We start from the raw sequence: 13,051 nt of genomic DNA on the forward strand, positions 1-13,051 counted from the left end.
ACGGGAACGAATACGCGTAGGAGTCTCAGGCGCCGCGCCTCAATCCGCATTCGGCGGCTCGGCGTGGCTGATCACCCGCTTCACGCTCGGAAACGCGCGGCGCATGTGGCGCTCGATCTCGTCGACGTGGTCGTGCACCGCGATGACGCTGAGCGTCGGCTCGGCATAACAGTGGAAGTTGACGATCTCGCCGGCCTCGGTGTCGCGGACCCTGACGCTGTGGATGTCGTGGATCGCCCCGTTGCTTGCGAAGCCGATCAGCGCGGCGCGAATCTCCTCGACCCGTTCCGGCGCGGCTTCGTAGCCGTGCGGCATTTCCGGCTCGAGCGGCTCGATATGGGTGTCGACCTCGACGTCGGTTCCGAAATCGTCGCGGATGTGCCGCTCCAGCTCGTGCGCGATGTCGTGCGCCTCGACCAGCGGCATGTTGCCGTCGACCTCGAGATCGATGCTGACGGTGATCTTGCAGCCGAGATCGTGGACGGTGACATGGTGGACGGCGAGGCCGGAATTACGCGCGATCACCATGATGCGCTCGCGCACGGTCTCGTTGTCGCGCGCCACCGGAATCGCCGTGAAGGTGAGGTCGGCGTCCTCGAAGGCGAGCTTGAGCGCGTCGTCGGCGCGTCGCTTGATCTCGTCGATCCGGTCGATCGGATAGGTCCGCGGCACCTCGACCAGCGCGTCGATGAAGTGGGTCGGGCCGACCATGCGCGTGCGCAGGCGTTCGATGCCGACGACGCCGGGCACCGCGCTGATCACGTCGCGGGCCTTGTCCGAGACGCCTTCCGGCGCGCGGTCGAGCAGGGTCTGGATCGTCGAGCGGCCGAGCCGCAGGCCGAGGATCGAGATCATCACCGCGACGCCGATCGCAGCGGCGGCGTCGCCCCAGGCGAAGCCCAGCGCCGACAGCGACAGTCCGGCGATCACCGCGAACGAGCCGAGCACGTCGGAGGCGAAGTGCAGCGCGTCGGCGGCCAGCGCCTGACTCTTCGTGGCCACGGCGGTGCGGTGCAGCGCCCAGGCGCGCCAGGTATTGACCAGGATGTCGACGCCGAGGACGCCGAAGGCGAGCCACGAGAAGACCGGCGCGGGAGCGCCCTCGCGCAGCCGGCTGGTGGCCTCGACCAGGATGCCGCCGGCGAGCACATACAGCAGCGCGATGACGCCGAGCGCCGACAGGCTTTCGATCTTGCCGTGTCCATAGTGATGGACGTCGTCGGCCGGGCGGTCGGAGACGCGAACCACGAACCAGGTGATGATGGTCGCGACCAGATCGATCGAACTATGCAAGGCTTCGGAGATCAGCGCCAGCGATCCGATGGCGATGCCGACGGCGAATTTGGCCGCCGCCATGCTGGCGCTCGCCAGCACGGACACCGCAGCCACACGCGATTTGGTGCTCGCGTAATTACTCATGGGCATTACTCATGGGCGCGGTGTAGCAGCCCGGTCCCGAACATAAAAGCCGGGCCATGCGGATCGCCATCGCGATTTCGCGAGTGTTGTTGTTGCAAATAATTCTTATTCAGGCGGCTACGACGTTGCCATCGCGGGAACCGATCAGAGGGTCACCACGATTTTCCCGAGGTGACGGTTCGCCTCCATATGCGCGAAGGCGTTGTCGATCTCGGCGAACGGGAACACCCGGTCGAGCGGCAATCTCAGCTTGCGGGATTCGACCGCCGTCCAGATGTCGCCGCGCACCTGGCGGAAGATTTCGCGGATCTCTTCGATGCTGCGGCTGCGGAAGGTGACGCCGACATAATCGATCCGGCGCGCCGCATGCAGGTCGAAGTTGAAATCGGCGTGGGTGCCACCGAGCCGGCCGACATTGACGATGCGGCCGAGCACGCGCGCCGCGGCGAGGTTCTGGTTGGCGACCTTGCCGGAGATCTGGTCGATGATCAGATCGACGCCGGCGCCGCCGGTGGCGGCGAGCACCTGATCGACCCAGCCTTCGGCCGAAGAATCGATCGCGAGGTCGGCGCCGAATTCGCTCAACCGGTCGCGGCGGCTTTGGTCGGTCGACGAGCCGATCACGAGTCTCGCGCCCTTCAACCGCGCGATCTGCAGCGCCATCAGGCCGACACCCGAGCTCGCGCCCTGAATCAGGACGGTCTCGCCGGGGCGCAGCCTGCCGACCGCGATCAGCGCATTGTGCATCGTGGTGAGCGCGACGGGCAGGGTGGCAGCTTCCTCGAAGCTGATGCTGTCCGGAATGGGAAACAGCCGGCCGTGATCGGCGAGGGTGTACTCGGCGAAGGCTGCTGTGCCCGAGCCCATCACCCGCTGGCCGATCTCGCAGCCATAGGCCTCGTCGCCGACCGCCTCGATCTCGCCGGCCCATTCCATGCCGAGCACCGCGCCGACGCCGCCGGCCGCGCCGTGGGCATGGCCCTTGGTCATGCCGAGATCGGCGCGATTGAGCCCGCAGGCGCGGACGCGGACCAGGACCTGCGGTCCCTTCGGGGCGGGCTTCTCGACGTCGGTGATCGCGACGCCATCGGCGCCGTAGATATAGGCCTTCATCTCAACGCTTCCCGTATGGATGCCGCGGCTACTCCGCCGCCTGGCGCGCGCTCCCCGATAGCATCGTTTCGAGCCGGCCGCGAATGATCGCCTCGGCATCGCGCACGATCCGCGACACCAGCTCGGCGCAGCTCGGAATGTCGTGGATCAGGCCCTGGACCTGGCCGGCCGACCACACGCCTTCGTCGGTGTCGCCGGTGACGTAGACCATCTTGCCGCGGGAGCCGGCGACCAGCTCCTTGACCTGTTCGAAGGTCGCGCCCTGCTTTTCCAGTTCGAGGACCTGCTGGCTGATCGCGTTTTTCGCGACGCGCGAGGTATTTCGCAAAGTGCGGAAGATCAGGTCGGTTGCGCGTTCGTCATTGTCGACGATCTTCTGTTTGACCGCTTCGTGGATCGGGCTCTCCTTGGTGCACATGAAGCGCGTGCCCATATTGATGCCGTCGGCGCCGAGCGACAGCGCGGCGACCAGGCCGCGGCCATCGGCGAAGCCGCCGGAGGCGATCATCGGAATCTTGATCTTGTCGGCCGCGGCCGGGATCAGGATCAGGCCCGGCGTGTCGTCCTCGCCGGGATGGCCGGCGCATTCGAAGCCGTCGATCGAAATCCCGTCGACGCCCATCCGCTCCGCCGACAGCGCGTGGCGGACGCTGGTGCATTTGTGAAGCACCTTGACGCCGTGCTTCCTGAATTCCTCGACGTGCTCCTGCGGCTTGTTGCCCGCGGTCTCGACGATCCGCACGCCGCTCTCGATGATCGCCTGGCGATATTCGGCATAAGGCGGCGGCTTGATCGCCGGCAGGATCGTGAGATTGACGCCGAACGGCTTGTCGGTGAGATCACGGCAGCGCGCGATTTCCTTGGTGAGATCCTCCGGCGTCGGCTGCGTCAATGCGGTGATCATGCCGAGCGCGCCAGCATTGGCTACCGCGGCGACCAGCTCGGCGCGGCCGACCCACTGCATCCCGCCCTGAACGATCGGATGCTCGATGCCGAAGGTTTCGGTGAATCGCGTCTTGATCATGCTGTGCCCCATGGACCGGCGCCTCGCGCGCCTGTTGCTGTTGTGGTTCGGCCGCAGATTGCCGAAGCCGGGAGGAAATGTCCAATGCGCGGGGGAAGGGGCACCCTCTCAACGAGTCATTCCGGGGCGCTCGCGCAAGCGAGCGAACCCGGAATCTCGACGTGAACGACGACGAGTGCGCAACAACTTCGAGATTCCGGGTTCGCGAACTTCGTTCGCGCCCCGGAATGACGTGTGTGGGGCTCACATCGGGCCGCGCATAGAGCTGGGCGACTTCCTCTCAGCGCGTCATTCCGGGGCTCGCCGTAGGCGAGAACCCGGAATCTCTGCCGCGCCAAAACCTCCGCATTCCGGGTTCGCGCCTGACGGCGCGCCCCGGAATGACGGTGCAGGAGGCTACGCTTTCGCCGCCTGATGAAACTCGTTGTGCAGTTCGCCGATGCCCTCGATCGCGATGGTGACGCTGTTGACGGCCTCCTTCATCACGCCCACGCCGACCGAGGTGCCGCAGCAGATCAGGTCGCCGGGCTCGAGCGTCATGTCGTGCGACAGCAGGCTGACGAGCTTGTGGGGCTGAAACACCATGTCGGCGACCGGGTAGTTCTGCCGCTCGGCGCCGTTGAGGATGGTGCGGATCGACAGCGTCGCGGGATCGAGACCGGTGGCGATCGCGGGGCCGAACGGTCCGAAGCCGTCGAAGCTCTTCGCCCGCGCCCATTGCGGGAAGCTCGGATCGCGATTGAGGATATCGGCGGCGGTGATGTCGTTGACGCAGGTGTAGCCGAAGATGTGCGCGGCCGCCTCGGCCTCGGAGATGTTGCTGGCGCGTTTGCCGATGACGATTCCGAGTTCGCCTTCATACACCACCTTGCCGTCATAGGCGGCGGGGCGCTTCACCACCGCGCCGTGCGCGGCGACGCTGGTGGTCGCTTTCAGGAAGTACAACGGCTCGGGTGGGATCGACTGATTGAGCTTGGCCGCCAGCGCGTGAAAATTGTTCCACAACCCGATGATCTTGCCCGGCGCGCAGGGCGCCAGCAATTCGACATCGCCGAGCTGCAGCGTCTGCCCGGTCGGCTTGTTGGCGCCGAACATCTCGCCGTCATGCACGGCGATGTCGGAATGCGCGATGGTGCCGAAGCCGATCGCGCCATCGGCGCGGAAGCGAACCCATTTGGTCATGGCGGGTCTCCTCTCAGATCCGGGAGTCATTCCGGGGCGCGCGTGAAACGCGCGAACCCGGAATCCCGATGCGATGGACGTGCTAATAACCTCTGGATTCCGGGTTCGCGAACTGCGTTCGCGCCCCGGAATGACGAACGTAGACTGTTAGTACAGCCCGGCCACCTTGGCGCGCTGGATCACCAGGCCGAGGACGCTGTCGATCGCCGGCGTCGGGATGCCGGTCATGCGGCCCATTTCCTGCACCACGGTGACCAGGGGATCGATCTCCATCGGCCGGCCGCGTTCGAGGTCCTGCAGCATCGAGGTCTTGTGCGCGCCGACCTTGCGGGCGCCCTCGATGCGGCGTTCGACGTCGACGCGGAACTTGACGCCGAAGGTCTCGCCGATCGCCTGCGCCTCCAGCATCATCGCCTTTGCCAGCGCCCGCGTCGCCGGATCGGACGCGATCACGTCGAGCGTGGCGTGGGTCAGCGCACTGATCGGGTTGAAGCAGACATTGCCCCACAGCTTCAGCCAGATCTCGTCGCGGATGCGGTCGAGGATCGGCGCCTTCAGCCCGGCGGCCTCCAGCAACTTCGACAGATTCTGCACGTCGGTGGTGGTCTCGCCCGAGGCTTCGCCGACCGGGAACTTGTCGCCATAGACATGGCGGATCACGCCCGGGCCTTCCAGCTCGGTCGCCGGATAGACGATGCAGCCGATGCCGCGCTCCGGGCCGAGTTCGTTCCACTGCCGCGCGCCGGGATCGATGCTCTCCAGCGTCCGGCCCTCGAACTGATTGCCGTGCTTGTAGAAGTACCAATACGGCACGCCGTTGACCGCGGTGACGATGCGGGTGTGCGAGCCGAGCAGCGGCTTCATCGCGTCGATCGCACCGGTGATCGAATGCGCCTTGAGGCAGATGATGATGAAGTCCTGCTGGCCCAGTTCCGACGGCTTGTCGGTGGCGCGGACTTTCACCACGCGCTCCTCGTCGCCGATCAACAGCTTGAGGCCGTTCTGCTGCATCGCCGCCAGATGCGCGCCGCGCGCCACCAGGCTGACGTCGGCGCCGGATTGCGCGAGCTGCACGCCGAGATAACCGCCGATCGCGCCGGCGCCGTAGATACAGACTTTCATCGAATTTCCTGGGCTCAACGCCAGAACGCCTGGCGATCGTGGAAGTTGCAGCCGCGAATGATGCGGTGCGGCGGTTTATCGGTCAGATCGGCGCCTCGTTCAAGCATGCGATGCTCATGGCGCTATTCGTAATCGGGGCCGGCCGGCCGCGGCCGCCCGGTCGCCGCGGATCGCAGCCTGGCGTAGCCGGCGTTGATCGGCGACCAGAACAGCGCGATCAGCCCGAGGGTCATGATGGTGGCGACCAGGCCATTGGAGAAGAACACGCCGAGCGCGCCCTGCGAGGCCAGCAGCGACTGCCGGAACGCTTCCTCCGCCTTGTCGCCGAGCACGATCGCCAGCACCAGCGGCGCCAGCGGGTAATTGCACTTCTTCAACAGATAGCCGATCACCCCGAACACCATCATCAGCATCACGTCGAAGGTCGAGTTGTGCACCGAATAGGCGCCGATCGCGCATAGCACCAGGATCAGCGGCGCGACGATGCTGAACGGAATCCGCAGGATCGCGGCGAACAACGGCACGCAGGTCAGCACGATCAAGAGGCCGACGATGTTGCCGAGATACATCGAGGCGATCAGGCCCCAGACGAACTCCTTCTGCTCGACGAACAGCATCGGGCCGGGCTGCAGGCCCCAGATCAGCAGGCCGCCGAGCAGCACCGCGGCGGTCGGCGATCCCGGCACGCCGAGCGACAGCATCGGCAGCAGCGCCGCGGTGCCGGCGGCGTGGGCCGCGGTCTCCGGCGCGATCACGCCCTCGATCTCGCCGTGGCCGAAATTCTTGCCGTTCTTGGAGACGCGCTTGGCGATGCCGTAGCTCATGAACGAGGCCGGCGTGGCGCCGGCCGGCGTGATCCCCATCCAGCAGCCGATCATGCTCGAGCGCAGCGACGTCATCCAGTAGCGTGGCAGTTCCTTCCAGGTCTGCAGCACGACGCGGAGATTGATCTTCGCCTTGCTGCCGCGGAAGCTCAGTCCGTCCTCCATCGTCAGCAGGATTTCGCCGATGCCGAACAGGCCGATCACCGCGATCAGGAAGTCGAAGCCGTTCAGCATTTCGGTGAAGCCGAAGGTCAGCCGAAGCTGGCCGGTCATCGAATCCAGGCCCACGGCGGCCAGCGCGAAGCCGAGCATCATCGCCGCGACCGTCTTGAAGGCGGGCTCTTTCGACAGGCCGATGAAACTGCAGAAGGCGAGGAAGTACACCGCGAATTTCTCGGGCGGCCCGAATTCCAGCGCGAACCGCGCCACCAGCGGCGCGACCAGCGTGATCATGATGATCGCGAACAGCGCGCCGACGAAGGACGAGGTGAAAGCCGCGGTCAGCGCTTCGCCGGCCTTGCCCTGCTGCGCCATCGGGTAGCCGTCGAAGGTGGTCGCGACCGACCATGGTTCGCCGGGGATGTTGAACAGGATCGAGGTGATCGCCCCGCCGAACAGCGCGCCCCAGTAGATGCAGGACAGCATGATGATCGCCGAGGTCGGCGGCATGCTGAAGGTCAGCGGCAGCAGGATCGCGACGCCGTTGGCGCCGCCGAGGCCGGGCAGCACGCCGATGATGACGCCGAGCACGATTCCGATCACCATCACCAGGATGTTGAACGGCATCAGCGCGACGGCGAAGCCGTGGAACAGGTTGGTGAGCTCTTCCATCCGGACGGGTCCTGAACTGCGAGGGTATCGATTGCTTTCGAAAACTGAGTCAGCGCCGGTCCACGTGGAGAAGACAGGCGGAGCGAAAAACTAGAGACCGAGCAACTCCTCGAGCGGCCCCTTCGGCAGAGGCACCAGGAACCAGCGCTCGAACACCAGATAGGTGACCACCGGCGCGCCGATCGCGACGGCAAACACGGTGAGCCAGCGATATTTGCCGAGCCAGCGCATGAACCAGCCGATGAACAGCGCCGACGAGACGTAGAGGCCGATGAACGGCATCGCGCCGACGAACAGCGCGCTCGGGATCAGCACGCTCATGACGTGGCCGAGCTGGCTCCATTCGGCGAACAGATGATGATGGCGGGCGCGCAGCGCGGAGATCAGGTTGATCACGCTGGCGAGCACGATGAACAGCCCGATGTAGAACGGGAAGAAGCCGGCGCGCGGGCCTTCGGCGCCCCAGCCGATCCCGGCCCTGATGCTGCCGACGATCACCACGATCCCTGTGGCGCCAATCAGCAATGCGACGCCGGCCTCGACGAGCTTGTGCGAGGGACCGAGGTTGCCGTCAGTCGATGCAGACATGAGAGTGTCCCCGACAGGAGAGGCGGCGCGGGCGGTCGCTCCGCGCCGGAGCCTTCGTCAGTTGCATGCTTGGTTGAGCGTCGTCAGTTGCCCTGCGCCAGGAAGCCGGCGTCCCGCATCAGGGTCTCGTGCCGCTTGTCCTCGGTCTCGACCCATTTGGTGAATTCGGGTCCGGTCATGAAGGTGGTGTTGAACGCACCGCTCTTCATGAAGTCCTTCCACTCCGGCGTGTCGCGCACCTTGTTGAGGAGGTCGATGTAGTAGGCGACCTGATCCGGGGTCGCCTTCGGCCCCATGAAGATGCCGCGCAGCATCAGGTATTCGATGTCGAGGCCCTGCGACTTGCAGGTCGGCACGTCCTTCCACGCCTTGCCGTCGGCGATCGGATCGCCGTAGTCCATCGGTTTGCCGTCGAACACGCAGAGCGGGCGCAGCTTGCCGCCCCGCCATTGCGCGACCGCCTCGATCGGATTGTTGACGGTGGAGTCGATGTGATTGCCGACGAGCTGCACCGCGACTTCGCCGCCGCCCTTGTAGGGAATGTAGGTGAGCTTGGTTCCGGCGGCCTTTTCGAGCGCCACGGTAATGATCTGGTCTTCCTGCTTCGAGCCGGTGCCGCCCATCTTCATGCTGCCGGGCGGGGCCGCCTTCACGGCGTCGACGAAGTCCTTGGCGGTCTTGTAGGGCTTGTCGGCGTTGACCCAGAGCACGAATTCGTCGAGCGCGAGCATCGCGACCGGCGTGAGATCCTTCCAGTTGAACGGGATGCCGGTGGCGAGCGGCGTGGTGAACAGGTTCGACAGCGTGATGATGATCTTGTGCGGATTGTTCGCCGCCGCCTTGACGTCGAGGAAGCCTTCGCCGCCGGCGCCGCCCGACTTGTTGACGACGACGAGCGGCTGCTTCATCAGATTGTACTTGGTGACGATCCCCTGCAGCGTGCGCGCCATCTGGTCGGCGCCGCCACCGGTGCCGGCGGGGACGATGAACTCCACCGGACGTGTCGGCTGCCAGGCCGCGCCGGCGGGAACTGTGAGGCCGGCGACGCCGACCGTTGCGATGGCGCCGAACACAAGACGAGTCACTCCACTCTTCATGTCGCGTTCTCCCTCGGAATTGAACGCCGATCTTGCGTCGGCTTCGGTGCACTGGTCAGTTTGCTTTACATCGGATGTTCCATCAACCTGACAAAGCTTGCAAACGAAATTGCTGAAAAATCGCCGTCTTCGATCAAATAAGTGACGCGTAGTTATCGGTCGTTCGAAGGCGCGACGAGGCCGCCGGCGGTTCCGGCCGACCCGTCGTCGAGCGGCGTTGCAGCAGCCGCTATTCCGCGGCCTGCTTGCGCGGCGGAGCGAGTGCGCCGGAATCGTGGATTTCAGCGACCTGATGATCGTTGAAGCCGAGGACGTCGCGCAGAATTTCGTCGGTGTGCTCGCCGAGCAGCGGCGAGCGCTCGACGTGGGTCGGCGAGTCCGACAGTTTGATCGGGTTGCCGACCGACAGATATTTGCCGCGGGTCGGATGATCGACCTCGACGATCGTGCCGGTGGCGCGCAGCGAGGCGTCCTCGGCGAGTTCCTTCATCGACAGGATCGGCCCGCAGGGGATGTCGTCCCTGTTGAGGATGTCCATCGCTTCGAATTTGGTCTTGGTCATGGTCCATTGTTCGATGCGGGCGAAGATGTCGTTGAGGTGCTTCAGCCGCGCCGCCGGCGTCGCGTAGTCCGGGTGGGTCTTCCAGCCGGTTTCGCCGATCACGTCGCAGATCTTCTCCCACACCGGCGCCTGGGTGATGAAGTAGATGTAGGCGTTGGGGTCGGTCTCCCAGCCCTTGCATTTCAGGATGCGGCCGGGCTGGCCGCCGCCGGAATCATTGCCGGCGCGCGGCACCGCCTCGCCGAACGGAATGCCTTCGCCGAACTGGCTGTATTCCTTGAGCGGGCCGTGCGCGAGGCGCTGCTGGTCGCGCAGCTTGACGCGCGACAGATTGAGCACGCCGTCCTGCATCGCTGCGGTGACGCGCTGGCCGCGGCCGGTGTGATGGCGCTGATACAAGGCCGTGACGATGCCGAGCGCGAGATGCAGGCCGGTGCCGCTGTCGCCGATCTGCGCGCCGGTGACCAGCGGCGGCCCGTCGCGGAAGCCGGTGGTGGAGGCGGCGCCGCCAGTGCACTGCGCGACGTTCTCGTAGACCTTGCAGTCTTCATACGGACCCGGGCCGAAGCCCTTGATCGAGGCGACGATCATCCGCGGGTTGATCTCCTGGATCTTGTCCCAGGTGAATCCCATGCGGTCGAGCACGCCGGGGCCGAAATTCTCCACCAGCACGTCGCAGGAGCGGATCAGCGCGGTGAGCACTTCCTTGCCCTTCGGGTTCTTGGTGTCGAGCGTGATCGAGCGCTTGTTGTGGTTCAGCATGGTGAAATACAGGCTGTCGACCTTCGGGATGTCCTGCAACTGCCCGCGGGTGATGTCGCCGGTGCCGGGGCGTTCGACCTTGATGACGTCGGCGCCGAACCACGCCAGCAACTGGGTGCAGGTCGGCCCGGACTGGACGTGGGTGAAATCGAGAATGCGAACGCCGTCGAGCGCCTTGGTCATGGTCGTGCTCCGTCTGTTACTTCGATGCGCGCGCGAGGCGGCATTGCTCCGGTGTTGTGTTCCCCCGGCGCATCGTTGTGCACCGGGAATTGTCTGTCAGTCTCGTCGTCCGCACGCCCGACGCGCGGTCAGGCGAACAGCTCCTGGCCATGCGCCTCGACATAGGCGGCGAGCCGCAGCGTGTGCTCGCGCGCCAGCTTCTCGGCGCGTTCGGTGTCGCGTTCTTCCATGGCTTCGATCATCGCCAGATGTTCGGGCAATGATGCGGCGATGCGTTCCTTGCGGCCGATCGTGAGCTGGCGATAGCCGCGCACGTGGATCAGGATGTCGTCCGTCATGTCGACCAGCACCTGCGACTCGCTGAGCGAGATCAGCGCCTGGTGGAACACGATGTTGGCGCGGGAATATTCCTCGATGTGATCCTGCGGCAGATGATCGGGGCCGAACGCCTGAAACACGTCGCGTAGCGCGGTGATGTCGCGTTTGCGCGCCATCGTGGTGATCAGCCGCGCCGCCATGCTCTCCAGCGCCGCCCAGGCGCGGATCATGTCGACGATTTCCGCCTTGGTCCGGCGCACCACCATGATGCCGCGGCGCGGCACGGCTTTCACCAGCCCGTCCTGCTCGAGCATCGCGATCGCCTCGCGGATCGGCGTGCGGCTGACGCCGAGCTTGTCCGACAGCGCGCGCTCGTCGAGCATTACCGGCTCGGGCGTGGTGTAGATGTCCATCTTCAGGATGGCCTGCTTCAGCGCCTGATAGGCCTTGGCCTTGTAGCTCGCTTCGGGCGCGAGCGGCGTCATCGCGAGATCGGGCTCGGCGATCAAGTCCATCGGTCTGGTCCTGGCGCGAGCAGTCATCGATCTTCCATACCGTAACGGGAATGTCTGTTCGCTACTGGCATGCCAAATGCCAAGTCGTCAAGGTGGGCGTCCGATCACGCGAACTGTGCTGCGCTGCGCTTATGGGTTGGGATGCCAGCACAGAGGCGTTCGCGAGCAGAGCGATCCGAAAATAGTGCTTGCGCGAAAATACAACTTATACGAGTATTTCGGCATGGGGTTGCCCCATGCGGAGAGCGGGCATGACGAACGGGATCGGGCGTGTGTTCATGTTCAATCCCTTGGTGAGCGGCACCTACGGCCCGTCCCAGTCCGTGGTCGTCAATTCCGACGGCAGCGCGCCTTACGTGATCAAGAACACCTCGCCGCAGATCGACTATGTGCCGTTCTCGACCTCCGGGGCGCGGGCGCCGGGCTCGTTGCCGTCCGGCAATGCGTTCGTGGATCGCAACGCGCTGCTGATCACCAACGATGTGTCCTGGACCTACCAGTTCGACATTGGTGACTATCCGGGCGACCTGATCGCCTATCTGTTTCGCAGCCAGATCGTGCTGCTCGCGAGCAGCGGCATCTTCCTCGAATCCTGTTCGGGCAGGCCGCAAGCCCCTCGTCGGCAAAGCACGCCCGCACCCGCGATGGCGAACCGGGACACGGAGGCGGGCCGGGTCTACGTCTTCAATCTGTTCAGCGAAGGCCTCGGATTCATGTCGAACGGCGGCAGGGCCGGCGACATCCCGGCCTGGAGCGACGGCAAAAGCGGTGCGGCGATCTACACGCCGAACACCCTCGCGGTCGCGCGCGTGCTCAACAAGAGCGATGCCAAGGGCAAGATCTTCGACGGTGCCAACGCCATCACCGTCACCACCGAGACCATCGGCACGTTCACGCTGAATGTCGACGGCAGGAAATTCCCGCTGGTGCAGGATCTGCTGCTCTATCTGATGCGCGACCGCTGGTACCTGTTCGACGAATTCGGCGCGGACTGCACCACCGGTCCGATCGAATTCGACGACCCTCACTTTCATCCCGGCCGGGACGAAAGCGCTTCGCGACGTCAACCCACAGGAGATCGTCACCATGGCGACGAAGGATAACAACGGATCGGTCTACGTCTTCAACGTCTTCAGCGAGACGCTGACGCTCAGCACCAACGGCGTCACGGTGAAAGACGGTGATATCCCCGGCTGGTTCGCCGACGCGACGCCGAAATATCGGCCGAATGCCGTGGCGGTGCCGCGGGTGCTGAACGCCAGCGACGGGCCCGGCAAGTTCTTCAACGGCACCAACCGGCTGACGATCCAATGGGCCGACGGCCTGTTCGGAGCCTCGGTGGCGATCGACGGCGCCGCGTTTCCGCTGATCCAGGACCTGCTGCTGTTCATCGATCGCAACAAATGGCAGCTCGTCAACGAATACGGCGTCGAGAAGGATACCGGCCAGGTGATCGGCGCGGCGGCTCTCGGCGAACTGGCCGGCGGCCTCGTCAAGGCGTGAGCAGAGGC

12 protein-coding genes are annotated in these 13,051 nt (G+C 65.2%); 2 read left to right on the forward strand and 10 right to left on the reverse strand.

Going from position 1 to position 13,051, the window contains the following annotated elements; all coding sequences use genetic code 11:
- Positions 1-39: 39 nt before the first annotated feature.
- From ACTZWT_RS10520 to ACTZWT_RS10565, 10 genes are all read right to left on the reverse strand, one after another.
- Positions 40-1,419 carry a cation diffusion facilitator family transporter gene (locus tag ACTZWT_RS10520; RefSeq protein ID WP_444769616.1) on the reverse strand — a complete coding sequence of 460 codons (1,380 nt, stop codon included), beginning with the start codon at positions 1,417-1,419 and terminating at the stop codon, positions 40-42.
- Positions 1,420-1,563: 144 nt separating this feature from the next.
- Positions 1,564-2,532: a quinone oxidoreductase family protein gene (locus ACTZWT_RS10525; RefSeq protein ID WP_444769617.1), complete on the reverse strand. Its 969-nt coding sequence runs from the start codon at positions 2,530-2,532 to the stop codon at positions 1,564-1,566.
- Between the two features lie 28 nt (positions 2,533-2,560).
- Positions 2,561-3,556 (reverse strand): NAD(P)H-dependent flavin oxidoreductase, encoded by a 996-nt coding sequence (locus ACTZWT_RS10530; RefSeq protein ID WP_444769618.1) that lies wholly within the window; start codon positions 3,554-3,556, stop codon positions 2,561-2,563.
- A 396-nt stretch (positions 3,557-3,952) separates the two neighbouring features.
- Positions 3,953-4,738, reverse strand: coding sequence for a fumarylacetoacetate hydrolase family protein (locus tag ACTZWT_RS10535; RefSeq protein WP_444769619.1), 786 nt, complete (start codon positions 4,736-4,738; stop codon positions 3,953-3,955).
- Between the two features lie 147 nt (positions 4,739-4,885).
- On the reverse strand, positions 4,886-5,860 hold the full coding sequence (locus ACTZWT_RS10540; RefSeq protein ID WP_444769620.1) for a 2-dehydropantoate 2-reductase: 975 nt from the start codon (positions 5,858-5,860) through the stop codon (positions 4,886-4,888).
- A 122-nt stretch (positions 5,861-5,982) separates the two neighbouring features.
- Positions 5,983-7,515 carry a tripartite tricarboxylate transporter permease gene (locus ACTZWT_RS10545; protein ID WP_444769621.1) on the reverse strand — a complete coding sequence of 511 codons (1,533 nt, stop codon included), beginning with the start codon at positions 7,513-7,515 and terminating at the stop codon, positions 5,983-5,985.
- A gap of 90 nt (positions 7,516-7,605) precedes the next feature.
- Positions 7,606-8,103 (reverse strand): tripartite tricarboxylate transporter TctB family protein, encoded by a 498-nt coding sequence (locus ACTZWT_RS10550; protein ID WP_444769622.1) that lies wholly within the window; start codon positions 8,101-8,103, stop codon positions 7,606-7,608.
- Between the two features lie 83 nt (positions 8,104-8,186).
- Positions 8,187-9,200 (reverse strand): Bug family tripartite tricarboxylate transporter substrate binding protein, encoded by a 1,014-nt coding sequence (locus ACTZWT_RS10555; RefSeq protein WP_444769623.1) that lies wholly within the window; start codon positions 9,198-9,200, stop codon positions 8,187-8,189.
- A gap of 229 nt (positions 9,201-9,429) precedes the next feature.
- Positions 9,430-10,707 carry a formyl-CoA transferase gene (gene frc, locus ACTZWT_RS10560; protein ID WP_444769624.1) on the reverse strand — a complete coding sequence of 426 codons (1,278 nt, stop codon included), beginning with the start codon at positions 10,705-10,707 and terminating at the stop codon, positions 9,430-9,432.
- Positions 10,708-10,835: 128 nt separating this feature from the next.
- Entirely contained in the window at positions 10,836-11,540 is a 705-nt protein-coding gene (locus ACTZWT_RS10565) for a GntR family transcriptional regulator (protein ID WP_444769625.1), read from the reverse strand.
- A 251-nt stretch (positions 11,541-11,791) separates the two neighbouring features.
- Between ACTZWT_RS10565 and ACTZWT_RS10570 the strand changes: the two genes are divergently transcribed.
- Positions 11,792-12,643 (forward strand): hypothetical protein, encoded by an 852-nt coding sequence (locus tag ACTZWT_RS10570; protein ID WP_444769626.1) that lies wholly within the window; start codon positions 11,792-11,794, stop codon positions 12,641-12,643.
- Positions 12,627-13,043, forward strand: a complete 417-nt coding sequence (locus ACTZWT_RS10575; RefSeq protein WP_444769627.1) for a hypothetical protein — start codon at positions 12,627-12,629, stop codon at positions 13,041-13,043. The genes ACTZWT_RS10570 and ACTZWT_RS10575 overlap by 17 nt, the downstream gene beginning before the upstream one ends.
- Positions 13,044-13,051: the final 8 nt, after the last annotated feature.

This window comes from Rhodopseudomonas sp. NSM (assembly GCF_052445935.1).
Lineage (GTDB): Bacteria > Pseudomonadota > Alphaproteobacteria > Rhizobiales > Xanthobacteraceae > Rhodopseudomonas.